The following is a 23,436-nucleotide window of genomic DNA, read 5'->3' as shown; positions in this document are numbered from 1 at the left end:
CCCCGCTGCGGCGGGGGAGGGGCACAACCCCCGAAAGAGGGATTGACGACAAGTGCTCGACGTCAACTTCTTCGACGAGCTGCGGATCGGCCTGGCGACCGCGGACGACATCCGACAGTGGTCCCACGGCGAGGTCAAGAAGCCGGAGACCATCAACTACCGCACCCTCAAGCCCGAGAAGGACGGACTCTTCTGCGAGAAGATCTTCGGTCCGACCCGGGACTGGGAGTGCTACTGCGGCAAGTACAAGCGTGTCCGCTTCAAGGGCATCATCTGTGAGCGCTGTGGCGTCGAGGTCACCCGCGCCAAGGTGCGCCGTGAGCGGATGGGCCACATCGAGCTCGCCGCCCCCGTCACCCACATCTGGTACTTCAAGGGCGTCCCCTCCCGCCTCGGGTACCTGCTCGACCTCGCCCCGAAGGACCTGGAGAAGGTCATCTACTTCGCGGCGTACATGATCACGTTCGTCGACGAGGAGCGCCGCACCCGCGACCTGCCCTCCCTGGAGGCGCACGTCTCCGTGGAGCGCCAGCAGATCGAGCAGCGCCGCGACTCCGACCTGGAGACCCGCGCCAAGAAGCTCGAGACGGACCTCGCCGAGCTGGAGGCCGAGGGCGCCAAGGCCGATGTGCGCCGCAAGGTGCGCGAGGGCGCCGAGCGCGAGATGAAGCAGCTGCGCGACCGCGCGCAGCGCGAGATCGACCGTCTCGACGAGGTGTGGAACCGCTTCAAGAACCTCAAGGTCCAGGACCTGGAGGGCGACGAGCTGCTCTACCGCGAGCTGCGCGACCGCTTCGGCACCTACTTCGACGGCTCGATGGGTGCCGCGGCGCTGCAGAAGCGCCTGGAGTCCTTCGACCTCGACGAGGAGGCCGAGCGCCTCCGCGAGATCATCCGTACCGGCAAGGGCCAGAAGAAGACCCGTGCGCTCAAGCGCCTCAAGGTCGTCTCCGCCTTCCTGCAGACGTCCAACAGCCCCAAGGGCATGGTGCTCGACTGCGTGCCGGTCATCCCGCCGGACCTGCGTCCGATGGTGCAGCTGGACGGTGGCCGCTTCGCGACCTCCGACCTGAACGACCTGTACCGCCGCGTCATCAACCGCAACAATCGCCTGAAGCGCCTGCTCGACCTCGGTGCCCCCGAGATCATCGTGAACAACGAGAAGCGGATGCTCCAGGAGGCGGTCGACGCCCTCTTCGACAACGGCCGCCGCGGCCGCCCGGTCACGGGCCCCGGCAACCGTCCGCTGAAGTCGCTGTCCGACATGCTCAAGGGCAAGCAGGGCCGCTTCCGGCAGAACCTGCTCGGCAAGCGGGTCGACTACTCGGCGCGTTCCGTCATCGTCGTCGGCCCGCAGCTCAAGCTGCACCAGTGCGGTCTGCCCAAGGCCATGGCCCTGGAGCTCTTCAAGCCGTTCGTGATGAAGCGCCTGGTCGACCTGAACCACGCGCAGAACATCAAGAGCGCCAAGCGCATGGTCGAGCGCGGCCGCACGGTCGTCTACGACGTGCTCGAAGAGGTCATCGCCGAGCACCCGGTGCTGCTGAACCGCGCGCCCACCCTGCACCGCCTCGGCATCCAGGCCTTCGAGCCGCAGCTGGTCGAGGGCAAGGCCATCCAGATCCACCCGCTCGTCTGCACCGCCTTCAACGCGGACTTCGACGGCGACCAGATGGCCGTGCACCTGCCGCTGTCCGCGGAGGCGCAGGCCGAGGCCCGCATCCTGATGCTGTCCTCGAACAACATCCTCAAGCCCGCCGACGGCCGTCCCGTCACCATGCCCACCCAGGACATGGTGCTCGGACTGTTCTTCCTCACCACCGACGGTGCGGAGCGCGAGCTGAAGGGCGAGGAGCGCCCGTTCGCCTCCGTCGCCGAGGCCATCATGGCCTTCGACGCCGGCGAGCTGTCCCTCCAGTCGAAGATCGACGTCCGCTTCCCGGTGGGCACCATCCCGCCGCGCGGCTGGACGCCCCCGGCGCCCGCCGAGGGCGAGGACTTCGGTCCCGACGAGTGGCAGCAGGGCGACACCTTCCGGCTGCGGACCACCCTGGGCCGCGCGCTCTTCAACGAGCTGCTGCCCGAGGACTACCCCTTCGTCGACTACGAGGTCGGCAAGAAGCAGCTCTCCCAGATCGTCAACGACCTGGCCGAGCGCTACCCGAAGGTCATCGTGGCGGCGACGCTCGACAACCTGAAGGCGGCCGGCTTCTACTGGGCGACCCGCTCCGGCGTCACCGTCGCCATCTCCGACGTCGTCGTGCCCGAGGCGAAGAAGGAGATCGTCAAGGGCTACGAGGCCCAGGACGAGAAGGTCCAGAAGCAGTACGAGCGCGGTCTGATCACCAAGGACGAGCGCACCCAGGAGCTCATCGCCCTGTGGACCAAGGCGACCAACGAGGTCGCGGAGGTCATGAACGACAACTTCCCGCGCACCAACCCGATCTTCATGATGGTGAACTCGGGCGCGCGCGGAAACATGATGCAGATGCGTCAGATCGCCGGTATGCGTGGTCTGGTGTCGAACGCCAAGAACGAGACCATCCCGCGTCCCATCAAGGCGTCCTTCCGTGAAGGCCTCTCCGTCCTCGAGTACTTCATCTCGACGCACGGTGCCCGTAAGGGTCTGGCCGACACCGCCCTGCGTACCGCCGACTCGGGTTACCTGACCCGTCGTCTGGTCGACGTCTCCCAGGACGTGATCATCCGCGAGGAGGACTGCGGCACCGACCGCGGCCTCAAGCTGGCGATCGCCGAGCGGGGCGCCGACGGGGTGCTGCGCAAGACCGAGGACGTCGAGACCTCCGTGTACGCGCGGATGCTCGCCGAGGACATCGTCGTGGACGGGAAGGTGCTGGCCCCGGCCAACGTCGACCTGGGCGACGTCCTCATCGACCAGCTGGTCGCCGCGGGCATCGAGACGGTCAAGACCCGCTCGATCCTGACCTGCGAGTCCGCCGTCGGCACCTGCGCCATGTGCTACGGCCGCTCGCTGGCCACCGGCAAGCTGGTCGACATCGGTGAGGCGGTCGGCATCATCGCCGCCCAGTCCATCGGTGAGCCCGGCACCCAGCTGACGATGCGTACCTTCCACACCGGTGGTGTGGCCGGTGACGACATCACCCAGGGTCTGCCCCGAGTCGTCGAGCTCTTCGAAGCCCGTACGCCGAAGGGTGTCGCCCCGATCTCCGAGTCCGCGGGCCGCGTCCGCATCGAGGAGACCGAGAAGACCAAGAAGATCGTCGTCACCCCGGACGACGGCAGCGACGAGACGGCCTTCCCGATCTCCAAGCGCGCCCGTCTCCTGGTGGGCGAGGGCGACCACGTCGAGGTGGGCCAGAAGCTCACCGTGGGTGCCACCAACCCGCACGACGTGCTCCGCATCCTCGGCCAGCGCGCCGTCCAGGTCCACCTGGTCGGCGAGGTCCAGAAGGTCTACAACTCGCAGGGTGTGTCGATCCACGACAAGCACATCGAGATCATCATCCGGCAGATGCTGCGCCGCGTGACGATCATCGAGTCCGGCGACGCGGAACTCCTGCCGGGCGAGCTCGTCGAGCGCTCCAAGTTCGAGACCGAGAACCGTCGTGTGGTCCAGGAAGGCGGCCACCCGGCCTCCGGCCGTCCGCAGCTGATGGGTATCACCAAGGCCTCGCTGGCGACGGAGTCCTGGCTGTCGGCCGCCTCCTTCCAGGAGACGACCAGGGTCCTGACGGACGCGGCGATCAACGCCAAGTCCGACAGCCTCATCGGCCTCAAGGAGAACGTCATCATCGGTAAGCTCATCCCGGCCGGTACGGGCCTGTCCCGCTACCGCAACATCCGGGTCGAGCCCACCGAGGAGGCCAAGGCCGCGATGTACTCGGCCGTCGGCTACGACGACATCGACTACTCGCCCTTCGGGACGGGTTCGGGCCAGGCGGTCCCGCTGGAGGACTACGACTACGGTCCGTACAACCAGTGAGCTGAGGGGCACCGGGAACATCCGGTGCGCCGAGGTCGCGAAGGGCGGTCACCTTGCGGGGTGGCCGCCCTTCGGCGTGGGTGCCGAACTCCGCGGCGGACCCGCAGGTATATGTCCCAATCCTGTGTGGATTCAGGAGAGTTCGCGGAATTCGTGATGTGAGGGAATCCCGCCTCGGCAAAGGTGGCGGAACCGCGTCACCGCTCGCTAGCGTCTACTGATCAGCCAAAGTCTCGTTCTCCACCGGGAGTTGTCCGTGTACCGCATTCGTGTGCTGCCCGCCGCCGTCTCGCTCACGGCCGCCGCCGCCCTCCTCCTCACGGGCTGCGGGGGCGACGACAAGGGCAAGGACGAGGACAAGATCGAGGGTGCGGGGGGCGAGACGAAGTCGAGTGCGCCGGCTTCGCCTTCGGCGAGCGGCGAGGCGCCGAAGTTCGACCGGCCGAAGATCACTCTTCCCTCGGACGTGCAGATCGATTTCGAGGAACCGAAGCTCTCGGACCCCCAGCAGGCGGCCGCGCTCGGCGACGCTCAGAACTTCATCCGCGCGATCCGCTACGGCATCGTCAAGCAGGATCCGGACGAGAGCGCGTACAAGTTCTACTCCGATTTCCAGAGCCAGGCGCAGCAGTACGCCAAGGAGCAGATCAAGGCTCGAGTGGACGCGGGACTCACCATCTCGGGCGAGCAGCGCTACTTCCGTACCAAGGTCATTCCGACAAAGAGCGCGAAGTCCGTCGTCATCAATTTCTGCAGCGACAGCTCCAAGTACTACAGCAAGGAAGTGAAGACCGAGAAGGTCCGCCGTACAAAGCCGAGCGCTGAGGACTTCGCCTTCTGGGAAATCGCGATGAGCCCCTCCGAGGGCAAGAAGGGGCTGTGGCGAGCAGCCGGCGTCAAGGTGACGGATCCATCTCGGGAGTGCAGGGCATGACTACTTTCCGCAGGCTTCTGATAGGTGCCGCCGTGTGCTCGGTGGCCCTGGTTTCCGGTGGGCAGGCATACGCGGGCGAGGGCCTCACCGAGGGTTCCTCGACCGGTACGAAGAAGAACGACAGCCTGGGCGCCCAGGTGAAGGTCCGCTTCACCGGCTCCGGCACCTCAGGAGGCAACGGCTCGGGCGGGCTGAACTCTTCGAGCGCCGACTGGGACCCGCCCGGCTGCTGGTACGCGCCGCAGTGGAAGTCCGGCGAATTCCGGAAGGTGCGCCAGAACATCTACTTCGCCGCCGTGCACGACCCGGACGGCAGGGAGTTCACCGGCGAGATCTCGGACGAGAACCAGGGCTACGCCAAGGACGAGTACCACGACGGCGACAAGGGCATGTACTGGGGCGCGGTGCAGAATCCCGACGCCTCGTACGCGGAGCAGTGGGCGTGCAAGCGGGACCCGTTCTGGGTGCCCGAGGGCGAACAGCCCGACGAGCCGCAGGCCATCAACCCCGAGATCCTCGCCGGCCTCGCCTACAACCAGATCAAGGTCCCCGGCACCAAGGTCACCCTCGCCCCCGCGGGTGCGACCAAGGTGAATCTGCCGACCTGGGCCTGGCTCGACAAGGGGGACTTCCAGCCGGTGTCCGTCACGGCCTCGCTGGACTTCCCGGGCTTCCACATGGAGGCCACCACCACCGCCGAGCCGACCGGCCTCACCCTCAAGCCCGGCACCGAGGACGCCGAGGTCCTCCCCGCCTCGGGCAACTGCCCGGTGGGCAAGGACGGTTCGATCGGCGAGCCCTACGCCAAGGGCAAGGCGGACCGCACCCCGCCGTGCGGCATCACCTACCTGAAGTCCTCGGGCGACGGCACCTTCGACCTCCAGGCCACCGCGACCTGGAAGATCACCTGGACGGGCACCGGCGGCGCGGGCGGCGACCTGCCCGACGGCGAGTACGGCAACAACCAGCCGGTGGAGGTGGAGGAGGCCCAGGCGGTCAACCGCTGAGGCGAGGTTCCTTCTTTTGGAGGGTGGTCACCCCTGGTGGTGACCACCCTGGGGTCGCGGCCACCACCGCAACGTGGGCCGAGACTCAAACCTCCTCCAGTGCATGGGCAGTTCGCACTCTCGGGTATGAGAAGGCCCGATGGTCCGCTGGGGGAGTCGACGGGCGAGGGCGGGGTGGAAGGATGACTGTCGAAGCCCCCTGCGCCGTCGCGGAAGTTGTCACTATCGCGTCGGACAGGGGGTTTCAGCTGCCAGGGTGGCTGTCCCACAGCGGGTGGAGATTACCGCCCCACACGGGCCCGGCCGTTCATGCTCCCAAACACCGCACCTGTGACGCACAGCTCACGGATCGTATGGAGTTCACTCGGCCACTTCGGTTAGCGTCTTTCGGTTGGCACGCGCAACACCGTGAGCTGGGTGGCAGCGGTTCGAGCTGAGGGACAGGAGTGGTCATGGGAGACCTGGGCAAGGAATCGGCGTCGATAGCGAACGCCGCCCCGTTGCTGCGTAAAGCGCCCCATCATGTGTCCAAGCCGCTCCATGCTTTCAAGTCCCAGACGCACGATCTGTCGGCGCTCGGTGCGCTCGGTGCGCTGATGAGCGCGACGGACGATGTGCGGGACGGTATGGAGACCCTGTCGAAGCTCGCGGAGCAGCTGGTGGACGAGTGGCATGACGAAGCCACGCTGATGACGGATCTGTCGGATGCTTTCGATGCTCTGGACCTGTTGCTTGAGGCGGCGCAGGGCAAGGGCAAGGGTTCGGGCCGGAAGGGCTGAGGTCGCGCGTCGTGGTCGACTGGAATCCGCTGCATCACGTTGATGACATCAATCCGCTGAAGCTGATCAACAAGTTCAATCACATGGCCGGGGACAACCTGGCCAGCATGATGCAGTTTTTGGGCATCTCCGATCCTGCGGTGGATCCCGACGGCGTACGCGACATCGCGAAGAAGTGGCGCGCGCTGGCGGACGCGGTCGACGATGCGGCCAAGGACGCCGAGAAGGCTCTCGCGGACGTGGTCTGGGAGGGCAAGACCGCCAGGGAGTTCTTCAAGCGGGCGCAGAAGACCCGTGCGCAGGCCTCGAAGATGGCCGACGGCCTGCGGGACGGTGCGGACGGCCTGGACAAGTTCGCCAACGAGGCAGAGCATCTGCTGTCCGAACTTGGCGTGATCGTGGTGGAGATCATCGAGGTCGAGATGGCCGGGCTGGCGCTCGGCGTGCTGACCGGCGGCGCCTCCACCGTGGTCAGCACCCTCGCCGCGGGTGCCCGCTTCGCGAAGGTGATGGCCATCATCGCCCGGATCGAGAAGGCCGGCACGGCCCTTGGCCGCACCATCCGTCTGGTGATGGAGACGATCCGGGCGCTGACCCGGGCACTCAAGGCACTGAAGTCGATCAAGTCGGTCGCGCGGATGGGCAAACTCGCGGGCGAGGGCGCGAAGTTCGCCGCCCTGGACGCGCTGCTGAAGGACCCGTCCACGTTCAAGGACCCCGAGAAACTCGCCGAAACCCTCGCCATGGGCGCGGCCCTCGGCATCGGCGGCGGCGCTCTTGGCAAACTCCTCGGCAAGGGCTTGGGCAAGCTCAAGCCCAAGCACCTGTCCAAGCTGCGCAGCGCCCTCAAGCTCAACTGCTCCACCCTCAACCGCCTCAAGGCACGGCCCGGTTGGGACAAGCTCCCGGCCTCGGTCCAGAACGCGCTCAAGAAGTTCGTACGCGACCCGATCGACGTCGCGACCGGCGACATGGCCCTCACCCAACGGGACGCCGAACTCCCCGGCGTACTCCCGCTGTTGCTGGAGCGCACCCACCTCTCCTCCTACCGGTACGGGGGTTGGTTCGGCCCGTCCTGGGCCTCCACGATCGACCAGCGCCTGCAGATCGACGAAGAGGGCGTCGTCTACCTCGCCGCCGACGGCTCCCGCCTCTGCTTCCCCCTGCCGGACGCCGAGACCGGCGAGCAGGTACGCCCCGAGACCCCGGGCTCTCGCCTCACCCTGCGCTTCGACCCCGGCTACGACGGCGCCCTGCACATCAGCGACCCCGAAACCGGACTGACCTACGCCTTCCACAGCCCGGTACCTGTCCCCGGGCAGACCCCCGACGACGAGGCGACAGCCCTCGACATCCCCCTGCAGTACATCCGCGACCGCAACGGCAACCGCATCACCCTCGAGTACGACAACAAACTGAGCGACCAGCCGCGCACCGTCGCCCACTCGGGCGGCTACCGCATCGCCCTCGACCATCACGAATCCCTCGACCGGATCGTCCGGCTGCGGCTCCTCGACCCCGAGGACGCGAAGAGCCCCGGCACCACACTCATCGCCTTTGAGTACGACGAGAGCGGACAACTCGTCGGAGAGATCAACTCCTCTGGACTTGCGCTGCGTTACACCTACGACAGGGAAGGGCGCATCACGTCATGGACGGACCGGAACGGCACCACCTACTGGTACCTGTACGACGCCTGCGGCCGCGTCATCGAAACCGGCGGCACCAACGACGTTCTGGCTTCCACCCTCACCTACGACGAGATGACGCTCACTACCCGCGTAACCGACTCCCTCGGCCATACGCGTGTGTACGAGCACAACGAGTACTGCCGCCTGATACGTGAAACCGACCCCCTGGGCAACCTCACGCTGCGGGAATGGGACGGGAACCTCCAACTCATCGCAGTCACAGACCCGTTGGGTCACGCTATGCGGTACCTCTACGATGATCAGGGCAACGTCACACGGGTCGTACGGCCTGACGGAGCCGAGTTCGTCGCTGAATACAACGACCTGGGCCTGCCAACCCGGATGACCAACCCGGATGGGACGGTCAGCGTGAGGGAGTACTCGCCGGAGGGCAATCCCCTCGCTGTCACTGACACATCCGGTCACACGACCCGTTTTGCTTTCTCCGAAGGCGGCCGCCTCGTCTCCGTCATCAACGCACTCGGCCGCACCACGTCGATACGCACCGACGAAGCCGGCTTGCCGATCGAAGTCACGGATCCCCACGGCTCATGTACTCGATGGGAGCGCGACCCTTTCGGCCGCCCCGTAGTCATCACCGACGGGCTCGGCGCAAGGACTTCTCTCGAATGGACTGTGGAGGGTAAGCCCATGCTCCGTGCAGCAGCCGACGGCTCAGAGGAGTCTTGGTTGTACGACGGAGAAGGCAACTGCATCCGCCATACAGATGCGAATGGCGGCGTCGCACAATTCGAGTACGCGCAATTCGACACCTTGTCAGCACGTACTGACCCAGACGGTGCGCGCTATGAGTTCTCCTACGATTCAGAACTCCGTCTGCGTGAGGTCCAAAACCCGCAGGGTCTGAGCTGGGGCTACTTGTACGACCCGGCTGGACGTCTGATCGCCGAGACAGACTTCGACGAGCGGCAGCTCACGTATGCGTACGACGACGCGAGCCGGTTGACTTCCCGTACGAATCCGATCGGCCAGAGCATCTCATTCGAACGTAACGCCATGGGCCAAGTAGTCCGCAAAGCCGCAGTAGGCCAAGTGACGGCTTACGCCTACGACACGATGGGCCGGATGACGCAGGCGACTGGTCCTGGAGGCGCCACACTGGCGCTGTTGCGAGACTCGTCCGGACGTCTCACATCGGAGATGGTCGATGGCCGTGAAGTGACGTATTTCTACGACGAGTTGGGTCGCCCAGCCGGTCGTCGAACACCAACTGGGGCAACTACAAGCTGGAGTTATGGCCCCGACGGACATCAGGCGCAGATGGTGGCATCCGGGCACACCATCGACTTCACATACGACACCTCGGGGCGCGAGATCGCTCGCCGAATCGGCGAGACCGTCGCGTTGGAGCAGACCTTCGACGTTCTCGGCCGACTGACGACGCAGTCCGTGACGGCCCGCGATGGACGCGCGATCCAGAGCCGGGAGTACACGTATCGGGCCGACGGCAACCTCATCGGTCTCGAAGACCTCCTTGCTGGATCTCGCAGCTTCGACCTGGATCCAGCGGGCCGAGTGACGGCGGTGCATGCGGCGAACTGGACGGAGACCTACGCATACGACGCGGCAGGCAACCAGGCTTCGGCATCCTGGCCTGCGGCGCTTCCCGGCCAAGAGGCGATAGGCGAGCGCGTATACGAGGGCACCCGAATCCGGCGTGCGGGCAACATCCGCTATGAATACGATGCCGCCGGCCGCACCATTCTGCGCCAGAAGGCCCGGCTGTCCCGCAAGCCGGACACTTGGCGCTATGAGTGGGACGCCGAGGATCGCCTCGTCCAGGTGACCACCCCGGACGGGACCTGTTGGCGCTACACCTACGATCCTCTGGGACGCCGCACGAATAAGATTCGTCTGTCCGAAGACGGAGAGACCTTCGCTGAGCGTGTCCACTTCACCTGGGACGGTACAACCCTGTGTGAGCAGACTACCGAGTCTGTGGATCAACCCGACACCGTCATCGTCACTTGGGATTACCACGGCTCCCGTCCCCTGGCCCAGACTGAACGCATCACCGCGGCGGACGCACCGCAAGAAGTCATCGACTCCCGCTTTTATGCCATTGTCACCGACTTGGTCGGTGCCCCCAGCGAACTCGTGGACGAACGGGGCGAAATTGCGTGGCGTGCCCGCAGCACCCTGTGGGGTGCTACTGCCTGGGAAACGGAGAGCCAGGCTTACACACCCCTACGCTTTCCCGGTCAATACTTTGACCCCGAAACGGGACTTCACTACAACTACTTCCGTCATTACGACCCCGAAACCGCGCGCTATACGGCAATAGATCCACTCGGTCTCGCCCCGGGCCCTAATCCAGCCGTTTACGTCCGTAATCCGCACACCTGGACTGACCCTTTCGGTTTGTCTCCATGCCCGGAGCATCTATTCCGTGGAACTACTCGAGGGTTTGAGGGGAGCCCCGGTGTGCAACGGCACGGTATTACGCCCACATCGTCAGACCCCGGAGTCGCTACAGTATTCGCTACCCAATCCGAGAGGTACGGAGACGCCGTCGTGGAAATATATCCACGCCGCGCACTGGATGGAGTTCCCGTGCATGAAGGGTATATTGCACGCGAAGCGGAGTGGCCAGTCGAGCTGTCTCCTGCTGAGCTTTCGTCTCGCGCTTCCGCGCAAATTCCTTCGTCGACCGCGAGAGAGATACTCTCAGAGATGGGGATCAGCGTGCCACGGCGAGTCGACAAAGGTGACATTGATCCGTTGCTGGAATACGATGTTCCGAAACTTTCACCTCAGCAGGTTGCACGATTTGTAGAGGAGGCCCATAAGCGTGCCTGAGAGCGTCACTCTGAGCATCCTGGACGTGTTCCCGCCTCACGAGCAGAACACAAAAATCTGCGTCGTGCGTTGCCTCGAAGGAACGGCCCTGCTGGGTATGTCGTTCCGAGTCGACCCTTCGCTCGTAGAAGTCGAAGATATTTCGGCGCACCTCACGTTGGAAAAGATCGAGTGGTATGGCAAGAGCGTGGAGCAGTTGGACACTGTCCATTCAGGGAGAGTCACCGTAAAAGGGTTGGCGGCCGAATGGTTGACGCCGGGAACCATGTTGAAGTCCGTGGGCAGTGAGGGCTGATCGGGCCCGAGCAGGGTGTTCGCTTATAACGTGGCATTCGCTTGTGACTGCGGAGAGGTTAGGGTATCCGACCGAGCGTTACTGGGTGTCCTTGTTGAGTGGTGGTGAAGCGAGAAGGGTTGAAAAGTTTGTCTTCGGAAGAGGTTTCCGAAGAAGAGTTGGCGACTATTGAAGAGATCTCCGCAGCAGCAACACCCGGGCGGTGGTTCGTCAGAAACCTGGATGATGAGTCGGCCATGGGTCTTGTGGCTGTCCGTACGGTGCCCGGCACGGGTTAAGGATGAAAAGGTGTGCCCCTGAATGAGCGAAATGAAAGGCAGGGAACTTTTCGGCCGCTGCGGCCTGGAGGTCGTGGAAGGGCAGGTGCCGGCCACGCTTCCCGCGGCGCGCCAAGCAGTGGGCATCACCTTCGGCGGAACCGACCCCGCCGCGGTCGTTCCCCTCGCGGCGGCCGATCTGAGTGACCGCGTCGATGAGGCCTGGCTGCGTCTGGCTCGCGAACACGATGTCGTCGACGGAGCGGGCCGCTTTCTGATCGCGACCCCCATGGACGGCCCCTGGGTCCCCGTCAGGCTGTGCGGTGAGGTGCGCCTTGCCGAGAACCTGACCGGAAACCATGGAAAGCCCGGGCATGCGGAGTTCGTCACCATGGCCCTCGACGGGAGCGTCATGTGCGGCGTGACCACGGAGGACGAGGAGGTGTGGCTCGTCCTGGACCGCGACCGGATCCAGCAGCCGCCCCCGCCGCCTCCGGACATGGAAGCGGCCCGCGCTGCGACGAGAAGGCTGCACGAGAGCCGACGGTACGCACCGGAACGTCTCCGGCCCCCGCTCCAGGACGGCTGGGTCTTCTTGGCGTTCGACCGCACCACCGCGAACCTCAGACGGCTGTACGAGATTCCGGACTCAATGAGAGACGTCATCCCTGCCAGGTTCGGCGCGCTGGACCCGGGCGCGGTGTCCGAGGCCGCGCCACTGGCCGAAGCCGAGACGCGAGAGATCGGCGAGCGGCTCGATGTTCTTGTCGATCCTGAACATTTCGCCTACTTCCTTGAATTTCAGCAGGCTCATGTCAAGAGCGCGCAATCAAGTCGGCGTACGACCGACCGCGGGCTCCTCGCCTGACCCTGCTGCGGTAGGCCGAGGCGGGGTGCCGAGCCTCCGGCACTCTGCGGGGACGGGCGGGTCCTGCGGGGCGGCGGCTCGTTCGAGGTGGGCGGGAGGCCCGCGGGCGTGACCCGTGTCCCTCGGTTCGGGCCGGGGCGGTGATCGCCCCCTGGTGCGTATCGCTTTTGACCCCGCTGGCCAACCCCGTTACGCTCAGACCTTGTGCCTGGGGTGTGCCCTGGCCCTCGTGCGTGTCTTCTGCCGTACGGGCGCCGTCATTGGCCACACCGCGATCTGCGCTTCTTCCTGCCTGGCGGCGGGAGTCTGCAGCATTCGACACACCCGACCGCGTGGGTCGGTGACGTTCCAGGTTAGCTTCACATCGGCACACAGAAACCGGAGAAGTAGTGCCTACGATCCAGCAGCTGGTCCGCAAGGGCCGGCAGGACAAGGTCGAGAAGAACAAGACGCCCGCACTCGAGGGTTCCCCCCAGCGTCGCGGCGTCTGCACGCGTGTGTTCACCACCACCCCCAAGAAGCCGAACTCGGCGCTGCGGAAGGTCGCGCGTGTGCGTCTGACCTCCGGCATCGAGGTCACGGCCTACATCCCGGGTGAGGGACACAACCTGCAGGAGCACTCCATCGTGCTCGTGCGCGGCGGCCGTGTGAAGGACCTGCCGGGTGTTCGCTACAAGATCATCCGCGGCTCGCTCGACACCCAGGGTGTCAAGAACCGCAAGCAGGCCCGCAGCCGCTACGGCGCCAAGAAGGAGAAGTAAGAATGCCTCGTAAGGGCCCCGCCCCGAAGCGCCCGGTCATCATCGACCCGGTCTACGGTTCTCCTCTGGTGACCTCCCTCATCAACAAGGTGCTGCTGAACGGAAAGCGCTCCACCGCCGAGCGCATCGTCTACGGCGCCATGGAGGGCCTGCGCGAGAAGACCGGCAACGACCCGGTCATCACTCTCAAGCGCGCGCTCGAGAACATCAAGCCGACCCTCGAGGTCAAGTCCCGCCGTGTCGGTGGCGCCACCTACCAGGTGCCGGTCGAGGTCAAGCCCGGCCGCGCCAACACCCTGGCGCTGCGCTGGCTGGTCGGTTACTCCCGCGCCCGTCGCGAGAAGACCATGACCGAGCGTCTGCTCAACGAGCTTCTCGACGCCTCGAACGGCCTCGGTGCGGCCGTGAAGAAGCGCGAGGACACGCACAAGATGGCCGAGTCCAACAAGGCCTTCGCGCACTACCGCTGGTAGTCGCTACCCACATCGAGACCGAGAGAAGACTGAAGCCTTATGGCTACCACTTCACTTGACCTGGCCAAGGTCCGCAACATCGGGATCATGGCCCACATCGACGCGGGCAAGACGACGACCACCGAGCGGATCCTGTTCTACACCGGTGTCTCGTACAAGATCGGTGAGGTCCACGACGGCGCCGCCACCATGGACTGGATGGAGCAGGAGCAGGAGCGTGGCATCACGATCACCTCTGCTGCCACCACCTGTCACTGGCCGCTGGAAGACGTCGACCACACGATCAACATCATCGACACCCCGGGGCACGTGGACTTCACCGTAGAGGTGGAGCGTTCGCTGCGTGTCCTCGACGGTGCGGTGACGGTGTTCGACGGCGTCGCCGGCGTGGAGCCGCAGTCCGAGACCGTGTGGCGTCAGGCCGACCGCTACGGCGTTCCGCGTATCTGCTTCGTCAACAAGCTGGACCGTACCGGTGCCGAGTTCCACCGCTGCGTCGACATGATCGTCGACCGCCTCGGTGCGACTCCGCTGGTCATGCAGCTGCCCATCGGTGCCGAGGCCGACTTCCAGGGTGTCGTCGACCTCGTCCAGATGAAGGCGCTCGTCTGGTCGGCCGAGGCCGCCAAGGGCGAGGCCTACGACGTCGTGGACATCCCGGCGACGCACGCCGAGGCCGCCGAAGAGTGGCGCGGCAAGCTCCTCGAGGCCATCGCGGAGAACGACGAAGAGATGATGGAGCTGTACCTGGAGGGCACCGAGCCCACCGTGGAGCAGCTGTACGCGGCCGTGCGCCGCATCACCATCGCCTCCGGCAAGGGCGGCGACACCACCGTCACCCCCGTCTTCTGCGGTACCGCGTTCAAGAACAAGGGCGTGCAGCCCCTGCTCGACGCGGTCGTGCGCTACCTGCCCTCCCCCCTGGACGTCGAGGCCATCGAGGGCCACGACGTGAAGGACCCGGAGAAGACGGTCGCGCGCAAGCCCTCCGACGAGGAGCCGCTGTCGGCGCTGGCGTTCAAGATCATGAGCGACCCGCACCTCGGCAAGCTCACCTTCGTCCGGGTCTACTCGGGCCGCCTGGAGTCCGGCACCGCGGTGCTGAACTCCGTGAAGGGCAAGAAGGAGCGCATCGGCAAGATCTACCGCATGCACGCGAACAAGCGTGAGGAGATCGAGTCGGTGGGCGCGGGCGACATCATCGCCGTGATGGGTCTGAAGCAGACCACGACCGGTGAGACGCTCTGCGACGACAAGGCCCCGGTCATCCTGGAGTCCATGGACTTCCCGGCGCCGGTCATCCAGGTCGCCATCGAGCCCAAGTCCAAGGGCGACCAGGAGAAGCTGGGTGTCGCCATCCAGCGGCTCTCGGAGGAGGACCCCTCCTTCCAGGTCCACTCGGACGAGGAGACCGGCCAGACCATCATCGGCGGCATGGGCGAACTGCACCTCGAGGTGCTGGTCGACCGCATGAAGCGCGAGTTCAAGGTCGAGGCCAACGTCGGCAAGCCGCAGGTCGCGTACCGCGAGACCATCCGCAAGACGGTCGAGCGCGTGGACTACACCCACAAGAAGCAGACCGGTGGTACCGGTCAGTTCGCCAAGGTGCAGATCGCGATCGAGCCCATCACCGACGGCGACGTCTCGTACGAGTTCGTCAACAAGGTCACGGGTGGCCGCATCCCCAAGGAGTACATCCCCTCGGTGGACGCGGGCTGCCAGGAGGCCATGCAGTTCGGCATCCTCGCCGGTTACGAGATGACCGGTGTCCGCGTGACCCTGCTCGACGGTGCCTACCACGAGGTGGACTCCTCCGAGCTCGCGTTCAAGATCGCCGGCTCGCAGGCCTTCAAGGAGGCCGCGCGCAAGGCCGGTCCCGTGCTCCTCGAACCGATGATGGCCGTCGAGGTCACCACGCCCGAGGACTACATGGGCGACGTCATCGGCGACATCAACTCCCGCCGCGGCCAGATCCAGGCCATGGAGGAGCGCAGTGGCGCCCGGGTCGTCAAGGGCCTGGTTCCGCTGTCGGAGATGTTCGGCTACGTCGGAGACCTCCGCAGCAAGACGTCGGGTCGCGCAAGCTACTCGATGCAGTTCGACTCCTACGCCGAGGTTCCGCGGAACGTCGCCGAGGAGATCATCGCGAAGGCCAAGGGCGAGTAACTCAGCCGAGTTCACGCTTTAGGCTTGACTCCGGAGCCTTCCGGGGCATTCCGCCGCAACAGCGGAGGAATGCCCCCGGGCCCGGACTTTCCAGCAAAGATCACCTGGCGCCGATGAAGCAAGGCGTTCAGAACCACTCCACAGGAGGACCCCAGTGGCGAAGGCGAAGTTCGAGCGGACTAAGCCGCACGTCAACATCGGCACCATCGGTCACATCGACCACGGTAAGACGACCCTCACGGCCGCCATTACCAAGGTGCTGCATGACGCGTACCCGGACCTGAACGAGGCCTCGGCCTTCGACCAGATCGACAAGGCTCCTGAGGAGCGCCAGCGCGGTATCACCATCTCCATCGCGCACGTCGAGTACCAGACGGAGACGCGTCACTACGCGCACGTCGACTGCCCCGGTCACGCGGACTACATCAAGAACATGATCACGGGTGCGGCGCAGATGGACGGCGCCATCCTCGTGGTCGCCGCCACCGACGGCCCGATGCCGCAGACCAAGGAGCACGTGCTCCTGGCCCGCCAGGTCGGCGTTCCGTACATCGTCGTCGCCCTGAACAAGGCCGACATGGTGGACGACGAGGAGATCCTGGAGCTCGTCGAGCTCGAGGTCCGTGAGCTCCTCTCCGAGTACGAGTTCCCGGGCGACGACGTTCCGGTCGTCAAGGTCTCCGCTCTGAAGGCGCTCGAGGGCGACAAGGAGTGGGGCGAGTCGGTCCTCAACCTGATGAAGGCCGTCGACGAGTCCATCCCGGAGCCCGAGCGCGACGTCGACAAGCCGTTCCTGATGCCGATCGAGGACGTCTTCACGATCACCGGTCGTGGCACCGTCGTCACCGGTCGTATCGAGCGCGGCATCCTCAAGGTCAACGAGACCGTCGACATCATCGGCATCAAGACCGAGAAGACCACCACCACGGTCACCGGCATCGAGATGTTCCGCAAGCTGCTCGACGAGGGCCAGGCCGGTGAGAACGTCGGCCTCCTGCTCCGCGGCATCAAGCGCGAGGACGTCGAGCGCGGCCAGGTCATCATCAAGCCCGGTTCGGTCACCCCGCACACCGAGTTCGAGGCCCAGGCCTACATCCTGTCGAAGGACGAGGGTGGCCGTCACACCCCCTTCTTCAACAACTACCGCCCGCAGTTCTACTTCCGTACGACTGACGTGACCGGCGTCGTGACCCTCCCCGAGGGCACCGAGATGGTCATGCCGGGCGACAACACCGAAATGACCGTCGAGCTGATCCAGCCCGTCGCCATGGAGGAGGGCCTGAAGTTCGCCATCCGTGAGGGTGGCCGGACCGTGGGCGCCGGCCAGGTCACCAAGATCAACAAGTAAGCTCCGCTTGCCTGTTGGCCTGAGTGCCTGGTAGCTCGCCGAGCAACCGGGAAGGGCCCGTACGGACCGTGGGAGACCGCGGTGCCGTACGGGCCCTTTCGCCTGTCCGCACTCTTTCGCCTGTTCGCGCCCTGCGCGGGAAAGGGGCGCGGCCCGCTCCGGGTCGACGGGCCCGTGCGCCCGGCGTGCGTTTGAAACTCGCGCCCCCCGGGGTAGGGTTTACGACCCGATTGGCCAGGGCCCTGTCCCGTATGGCAAACTATCGGGGTTGCTCGGTTGAGTGCCGATGCTGCGCGCCTCCCGCCGGGAGGACCGGAAGCGAGTCCCACAGTACTCGTCGTCCCAACTGCCAGTTCTTTGCAGGACCTCGGTCCTGTGGGCAGCGCTGGGGCGGACGTACGGGAATCTTTCGGGAAGTGCGGTGGGGTTCCTCGGCCAGGGCGCCCGGTGGGTGTCTCACCCCCGGTTCCGCGGTCGTCGATCGCGATCCCTCGGCAGGGAAGGCCTTCTGGGCATCCCTTTCAGGTGGAGCGCGACACGCCCGACCGCGTGGGTCGGAGGAGGGGCCGCAGGAAAGCCCCCGGGTTCCAGAGCGTTGACGAGAGACAGGACTACGAAGTAGCCATGGCGGGACAGAAGATCCGCATCCGGCTCAAGGCCTACGACCACGAGGTCATCGACTCCTCGGCGAAGAAGATCGTCGAGACGGTGACGCGTACTGGTGCGTCGGTCGCGGGCCCGGTGCCGCTGCCCACTGAGAAGAACGTGTACTGCGTCATCAAGTCGCCGCACAAGTACAAGGACGCGCGCGAGCACTTCGAGATGCGTACGCACAAGCGCCTGATCGACATCCTCGACCCGACGCCCAAGACCGTTGACTCGCTGATGCGCCTGGACCTTCCGGCCGGCGTCGACATCGAGATCAAGCTCTGAGAGGCGCGGAAGAGATGACCAAGCAGATCAAGGGCATCCTGGGCGAGAAGCTCGGCATGACCCAGGTCTGGGACGAGAACAACCGTGTCGTCCCGGTGACCGTGGTCAAGGCCGGGCCCTGTGTCGTTACCCAGGTCCGTACGAATGACAGTGACGGCTACGAGTCGGTCCAGATCGCCTTCGGCGAGATCGACCCGCGCAAGGTGAACAAGCCCCTCAAGGGCCACTTCGCCAAGGCCGACGTCACCCCCCGTCGCCACCTCGTCGAGATCCGTACCGCCGACGCCGGCGAGTACACCCTCGGCCAGGAGCTGACCGCCGAGACCTTCGAGGCCGGCCTCAAGGTCGACGTGACCGGCAAGAGCAAGGGCAAGGGCTTCGCCGGTGTCATGAAGCGTCACAACTTCAAGGGCCTCGGCGCCGGTCACGGCACCCAGCGCAAGCACCGCTCGCCCGGTTCCATCGGCGGCTGCGCCACCCCGGGCCGCGTGTTCAAGGGCCTGCGCATGGCGGGCCGCATGGGCAACGAGCGGGTCACCACCCAGAACCTGACCGTCCACGCCGTTGACGCGGAGAAGGGTCTGCTGCTCATCAAGGGCGCGGTTCCCGGTCCGAACGGCGGCCTCGTCCTGGTCCGCACCGCGGCCAAGGGGGCCTGAGGTAACGATGAGCACTGTTGACATCCTTTCGCCGGCAGGCGACAAGGCCGGGACCGTCGAGCTCCCCGCGGAGATCTTCGACGCGAAGGTCAGCATCCCGCTGATCCACCAGGTCGTCGTCGCCCAGCTGGCCGCTGCCCGCCAGGGCACGCACAAGACCAAGACCCGTGGCGAGGTCCGCGGTGGTGGCAAGAAGCCCTACCGCCAGAAGGGCACCGGCCGCGCGCGTCAGGGCTCGACCCGTGCGCCGCAGTTCGCCGGCGGTGGCGTCGTCCACGGCCCCGTGCCGCGTGACTACTCGCAGCGGACCCCGAAGAAGATGAAGGCCGCCGCCCTGCGCGGTGCCCTCACCGACCGGGCGCGCAACAGCCGCATCCACGTCGTCTCCGGCGTGGTCGACGGCGACATCTCCACCAAGGCCGCGAAGTCCCTGTTCGGCAAGATCTCGGAGCGCAAGAACCTGCTCCTGGTCGTCGAGCGTGCGGACGAGGCCGCGTGGCTGTCCGCCCGCAACCTGCCCCAGGTGCACATCCTGGAGCCGGGCCAGCTGAACACGTACGACGTGATGCGCTCCGACGACGTGGTCTTCACCCAGGCCGCTCTGGAGTCCTTCGTGTCCGGCCCGCAGAAGGCTGACCAGACCGAAGGGAGCGAGGCCTGATGGCTACGCGTCACCCGAGCATTGCGCCCAAGGCCGCCAAGGCCGCGAAGGCCGCGCGCGTCGCCAAGGCGAAGCGCCACGCCACCGAGGGCAAGAACACCGTCGAGACGCCGCTGAGCAAGAGCTTCACGGACCCCCGTGACGTGCTGCTCAAGCCGGTCGTCTCCGAGAAGAGCTACGCGCTGCTCGACGAGGGCAAGTACACCTTCGTCGTGGACCCGCGTGCCAACAAGACCCAGATCAAGGAGGCCGTCCAGGCGGTCTTCTCGGTCAAGGTCACCGGGGTCAACACGATCAACCGCCAGGGCAAGCGCAAGCGGACCCGCACCGGCTTCGGCAAGCGTGCCGACAGCAAGCGCGCGATCGTGACCCTCGCCGAGGGCGACCGTATCGACATCTTCGGCCAGGCCTCCTAACGGAGCGCCCTGGTCCGATATCGGACGAGGACTGAGAAATGGGTATCCGCAAGTACAAGCCGACGACTCCGGGCCGTCGTGGCTCCAGCGTCGCCGACTTCGTCGAGGTCACGCGGTCCACGCCGGAGAAGTCGCTGGTCCGCCCGCTGCACAGCAAGGGCGGCCGTAACAACACCGGTCGTGTGACCGTTCGCCACCAGGGTGGCGGACACAAGCGCGCCTACCGCGTGATCGACTTCCGTCGTCACGACAAGGACGGCGTGCCGGCGAAGGTCGCGCACATCGAGTACGACCCCAACCGCACCGCGCGCATCGCGCTGCTGCACTACGCCGACGGCGAGAAGCGCTACATCCTCGCGCCGCGCGGCCTCGGGCAGGGCGACCGCGTCGAGAACGGCCCGGGCGCCGACATCAAGCCGGGCAACAACCTGGCGCTCCGCAACATCCCGGTCGGTACGACCCTGCACGCGATCGAGCTCCGCCCCGGCGGCGGCGCCAAGTTCGCGCGCTCGGCCGGTGCCTCGGTGCAGCTGCTCGCCAAGGAGGGCGCGATGGCGCACCTCCGTATGCCGTCCGGTGAGATCCGCCTGGTCGACGTGCGCTGCCGCGCCACCGTCGGCGAGGTCGGCAACGCCGAGCAGTCGAACATCAACTGGGGCAAGGCCGGCCGCAAGCGCTGGCTCGGTGTCCGCCCGACCGTCCGCGGTGTGGCGATGAACCCGGTTGACCACCCGCACGGTGGTGGTGAGGGCAAGACCTCCGGTGGTCGCCACCCGGTCAGCCCGTGGGGTCAGAAGGAGGGTCGTACGCGTTCTCCCAAGAAGGCGAGCAACAAGTACATCGTCCGCCGCCGCAAGACGAACAAGAAGCGCTAGGAGCGGGTTCAGATGCCGCGCAGTCTCAAGAAGGGGCCCTTCGTCGACGACCACCTGATCAAGAAGGTGGACGCCCAGAACGAAGCCGGTTCCAAGAACGTCATCAAGACCTGGTCCCGTCGCTCGATGATCATCCCGGCCATGCTCGGCCACACGATCGCGGTGCACAACGGCAAGACCCACATCCCGGTGTTCGTCACCGAGTCGATGGTCGGCCACAAGCTCGGCGAGTTCTCGCCGACTCGCACCTTCCGCGGCCACGTCAAGGACGACCGGAAGTCGAAGCGCCGCTAAGGCGGGGTGGAAACGATCATGACAAACACCGAAGGGACAACCATGGAAGCCAGGGCCCAGGCGCGGTTCATCCGCGTCACGCCCATGAAGGCCCGCCGCGTGGTGGACCTCATCCGTGGCATGGACGCCACGGAGGCTCAGGCGGTCCTGCGTTTCGCCCCGCAGGCCGCGAGCGTGCCGGTCGGCAAGGTGCTGGACAGCGCCATCGCCAACGCCGCGCACAACTACGACCACACCGACGCCGACAGCCTCTTCATCTCCGAGGCGTACGTCGACGAGGGCCCGACCCTGAAGCGGTTCCGGCCGCGCGCCCAGGGCCGCGCCTACCGGATCCGCAAGCGGACCAGCCACATCACCGTGGTCGTCAGCAGCAAGGAAGGAACCCGGTAATGGGCCAGAAGGTAAACCCGCACGGGTTCCGGCTCGGTGTCACCACCGACTTCAAGTCGCGCTGGTACGCCGACAAGCTCTACAAGGACTACGTCAAGGAAGACGTCGCCATCCGCCGGATGATGACGTCCGGCATGGAGCGCGCCGGCATCTCCAAGGTGGAGATCGAGCGCACCCGTGACCGCGTCCGCGTGGACATCCACACCGCCCGCCCGGGCATCGTCATCGGCCGCCGCGGCGCCGAGGCCGACCGCATCCGCGGTGACCTCGAGAAGCTCACCGGCAAGCAGGTCCAGCTGAACATCCTCGAGGTCAAGAACCCCGAGACCGATGCCCAGCTGGTCGCCCAGGCCGTTGCCGAGCAGCTGTCCTCCCGCGTCTCCTTCCGCCGTGCCATGCGCAAGAGCATGCAGACGGCGATGAAGGCCGGCGCCAAGGGCATCAAGATCCAGTGCGGCGGCCGTCTCGGCGGCGCCGAGATGTCCCGCTCGGAGTTCTACCGCGAGGGCCGCGTGCCCCTGCACACGCTCCGCGCGAACGTCGACTACGGCTTCTTCGAGGCCAAGACCACCTTCGGCCGCATCGGCGTGAAGGTCTGGATCTACAAGGGCGACGTCAAGAACATCGCCGAGGTCCGCGCCGAGAACGCCGCGGCCCGTGCCGGCAACCGTCCGGCCCGCGGCGGCAGCGACCGCCCGGCCCGCGGTGGCCGCGGTGGCGAGCGTGGCGGACGCGGCCGCAAGCCCCAGCAGTCGGCTCCGGCCGCCGAGGCCCCCAAGGCCGAGGCTCCCGCCGCCGCTGAGGCCGCCACCCCTTCTAGCGGCGGAACGGAGGCCTGACCGAAATGCTGATCCCCCGCAGGGTCAAGCACCGCAAGCAGCACCACCCGAAGCGCCGTGGTCAGGCCAAGGGCGGTACGACGGTTGCGTTCGGTGAGTACGGTATTCAGGCGGTGACCCCGGCCTATGTGACGAACCGTCAGATCGAGGCCGCGCGTATCGCCATGACCCGTCACATCAAGCGTGGCGGCAAGGTCTGGATCAACATCTACCCGGACCGCCCGCTGACGAAGAAGCCCGCCGAGACCCGCATGGGTTCCGGTAAGGGTTCGCCGGAGTGGTGGGTCGCGAACGTTCACCCGGGACGGGTGATGTTCGAACTGTCCTACCCGAACGAGAAGATTGCGCGTGAGGCGCTTACCCGCGCTGCTCACAAGCTTCCGATGAAGTGCCGCATTGTCCGGCGCGAGGCAGGTGAAGCGTGATGTCGGCCGGTACCAAGGCGTCCGAGCTGCGCGAGCTGGGCAACGAGGAGCTTCTGGCGAAGCTTCGCGAGGCCAAGGAAGAGCTGTTCAACCTCCGCTTCCAGGCGGCGACCGGACAGCTCGAGAACCACGGCCGGCTCAAGGCCGTCCGCAAGGACATCGCGCGGATCTACACCCTCATGCGTGAGCGCGAGCTGGGCATCGAGACGGTGGAGAGCGCCTGATGAGCGAGAGCAACGTGACTACTGAATCCAACAGCGGCTCCGCCGCGGGGAAGACCGCGCGCGGTTTCCGCAAGACCCGTGAGGGCCTGGTCGTCAGCGACAAGATGGACAAGACCGTCGTCGTCGCCGTCGAGGACCGGGTGAAGCACGCGCTGTACGGCAAGGTCATCCGCCGTACGAACAAGCTCAAGGCGCACGACGAGCAGAACGCTGCGGGCGTCGGCGACCGCGTCCTCCTCATGGAGACCCGGCCGCTGTCCGCGACGAAGCGCTGGCGCATCGTCGAGATCCTCGAGAAGGCCAAGTAATTCCCCGCCGGTTCCCGCATCGGAACCGGCCCGGAGTTCTTGATTCGAA

22 protein-coding genes are annotated in these 23,436 nt (G+C 66.0%); all 22 read left to right on the top strand.

Translation table 11 applies throughout. From position 1 onward, the window contains the following. The first annotated feature begins 52 nt into the window (after positions 1–52). Positions 53–3,964, top strand: a complete 3,912-nt coding sequence (locus HFV08_RS05310) for a DNA-directed RNA polymerase subunit beta' (protein WP_168536298.1) — start codon at positions 53–55, stop codon at positions 3,962–3,964. Positions 3,965–4,220: 256 nt separating this feature from the next. Beyond that, the gene (locus HFV08_RS05305; RefSeq protein ID WP_168536296.1) at positions 4,221–4,898 is read left to right on the top strand and encodes a hypothetical protein; all 678 of its coding nucleotides are present in this window, start codon (positions 4,221–4,223) and stop codon (positions 4,896–4,898) included. Further along, a complete protein-coding gene (locus HFV08_RS05300) occupies positions 4,895–5,905 on the top strand; it encodes a hypothetical protein (RefSeq protein ID WP_210429850.1) in 1,011 nt (336 codons plus the stop codon). The genes HFV08_RS05305 and HFV08_RS05300 overlap by 4 nt, the downstream gene beginning before the upstream one ends. A gap of 452 nt (positions 5,906–6,357) precedes the next feature. Then, positions 6,358–6,684 (top strand): hypothetical protein, encoded by a 327-nt coding sequence (locus tag HFV08_RS05295; RefSeq protein ID WP_168536294.1) that lies wholly within the window; start codon positions 6,358–6,360, stop codon positions 6,682–6,684. A gap of 11 nt (positions 6,685–6,695) precedes the next feature. Then, positions 6,696–11,195, top strand: coding sequence for a DUF6531 domain-containing protein (locus HFV08_RS05290; RefSeq protein ID WP_312885392.1), 4,500 nt, complete (start codon positions 6,696–6,698; stop codon positions 11,193–11,195). Next, on the top strand, positions 11,188–11,490 hold the full coding sequence (locus HFV08_RS05285) for a hypothetical protein (RefSeq protein ID WP_168536292.1): 303 nt from the start codon (positions 11,188–11,190) through the stop codon (positions 11,488–11,490). Before HFV08_RS05290 ends, HFV08_RS05285 begins: the two co-directional genes overlap by 8 nt. A gap of 300 nt (positions 11,491–11,790) precedes the next feature. Next, on the top strand, positions 11,791–12,615 hold the full coding sequence (locus HFV08_RS05280) for a hypothetical protein (RefSeq protein WP_168536290.1): 825 nt from the start codon (positions 11,791–11,793) through the stop codon (positions 12,613–12,615). Between the two features lie 389 nt (positions 12,616–13,004). Next, complete coding sequence (gene rpsL / locus HFV08_RS05275) at positions 13,005–13,376, top strand: 30S ribosomal protein S12 (protein WP_003948652.1); 372 nt, start codon at positions 13,005–13,007, stop codon at positions 13,374–13,376. A gap of 2 nt (positions 13,377–13,378) precedes the next feature. Continuing rightward, positions 13,379–13,849, top strand: a complete 471-nt coding sequence (rpsG, locus tag HFV08_RS05270) for a 30S ribosomal protein S7 (RefSeq protein ID WP_003998848.1) — start codon at positions 13,379–13,381, stop codon at positions 13,847–13,849. A 39-nt stretch (positions 13,850–13,888) separates the two neighbouring features. Continuing rightward, a complete protein-coding gene (gene fusA, locus HFV08_RS05265; RefSeq protein ID WP_040252667.1) occupies positions 13,889–16,015 on the top strand; it encodes an elongation factor G in 2,127 nt (708 codons plus the stop codon). A 154-nt stretch (positions 16,016–16,169) separates the two neighbouring features. Next, entirely contained in the window at positions 16,170–17,363 is a 1,194-nt protein-coding gene (gene tuf, locus HFV08_RS05260; protein ID WP_040252668.1) for an elongation factor Tu, read from the top strand. Between the two features lie 624 nt (positions 17,364–17,987). After that, positions 17,988–18,296, top strand: a complete 309-nt coding sequence (gene rpsJ / locus HFV08_RS05255) for a 30S ribosomal protein S10 (RefSeq protein ID WP_014054162.1) — start codon at positions 17,988–17,990, stop codon at positions 18,294–18,296. Between the two features lie 14 nt (positions 18,297–18,310). Further along, the gene (gene rplC, locus HFV08_RS05250; protein WP_040252674.1) at positions 18,311–18,955 is read left to right on the top strand and encodes a 50S ribosomal protein L3; all 645 of its coding nucleotides are present in this window, start codon (positions 18,311–18,313) and stop codon (positions 18,953–18,955) included. A gap of 7 nt (positions 18,956–18,962) precedes the next feature. Continuing rightward, positions 18,963–19,616, top strand: a complete 654-nt coding sequence (gene rplD / locus HFV08_RS05245; protein WP_040252676.1) for a 50S ribosomal protein L4 — start codon at positions 18,963–18,965, stop codon at positions 19,614–19,616. Then, positions 19,616–20,032 (top strand): 50S ribosomal protein L23, encoded by a 417-nt coding sequence (rplW, locus tag HFV08_RS05240; RefSeq protein ID WP_040252678.1) that lies wholly within the window; start codon positions 19,616–19,618, stop codon positions 20,030–20,032. The genes rplD and rplW overlap by 1 nt, the downstream gene beginning before the upstream one ends. 38 nt (positions 20,033–20,070) lie before the next feature. Further along, positions 20,071–20,907 (top strand): 50S ribosomal protein L2, encoded by an 837-nt coding sequence (gene rplB, locus HFV08_RS05235; protein ID WP_040252680.1) that lies wholly within the window; start codon positions 20,071–20,073, stop codon positions 20,905–20,907. 12 nt (positions 20,908–20,919) lie between these two features. After that, positions 20,920–21,201 carry a 30S ribosomal protein S19 gene (gene rpsS, locus HFV08_RS05230; RefSeq protein WP_010986346.1) on the top strand — a complete coding sequence of 94 codons (282 nt, stop codon included), beginning with the start codon at positions 20,920–20,922 and terminating at the stop codon, positions 21,199–21,201. A 42-nt stretch (positions 21,202–21,243) separates the two neighbouring features. Then, positions 21,244–21,591 carry a 50S ribosomal protein L22 gene (rplV, locus tag HFV08_RS05225; protein ID WP_040252685.1) on the top strand — a complete coding sequence of 116 codons (348 nt, stop codon included), beginning with the start codon at positions 21,244–21,246 and terminating at the stop codon, positions 21,589–21,591. After that, positions 21,591–22,430 (top strand): 30S ribosomal protein S3, encoded by an 840-nt coding sequence (gene rpsC / locus HFV08_RS05220; RefSeq protein ID WP_040252687.1) that lies wholly within the window; start codon positions 21,591–21,593, stop codon positions 22,428–22,430. The genes rplV and rpsC overlap by 1 nt, the downstream gene beginning before the upstream one ends. A gap of 5 nt (positions 22,431–22,435) precedes the next feature. Next, positions 22,436–22,855, top strand: a complete 420-nt coding sequence (gene rplP / locus HFV08_RS05215; protein ID WP_040252689.1) for a 50S ribosomal protein L16 — start codon at positions 22,436–22,438, stop codon at positions 22,853–22,855. Next, positions 22,855–23,079 (top strand): 50S ribosomal protein L29, encoded by a 225-nt coding sequence (rpmC, locus tag HFV08_RS05210; protein WP_003974259.1) that lies wholly within the window; start codon positions 22,855–22,857, stop codon positions 23,077–23,079. The genes rplP and rpmC overlap by 1 nt, the downstream gene beginning before the upstream one ends. After that, entirely contained in the window at positions 23,079–23,387 is a 309-nt protein-coding gene (gene rpsQ / locus HFV08_RS05205; RefSeq protein WP_040252692.1) for a 30S ribosomal protein S17, read from the top strand. Before rpmC ends, rpsQ begins: the two co-directional genes overlap by 1 nt. Positions 23,388–23,436 lie beyond the last annotated feature (49 nt).

The organism is Streptomyces physcomitrii (assembly GCF_012273655.1).
Taxonomy (GTDB): domain Bacteria; phylum Actinomycetota; class Actinomycetes; order Streptomycetales; family Streptomycetaceae; genus Streptomyces; species Streptomyces physcomitrii.
The sequence above is the reverse complement of the archived record's forward strand: the minus strand, read 5'-3'. Positions and strand labels throughout refer to the sequence as shown.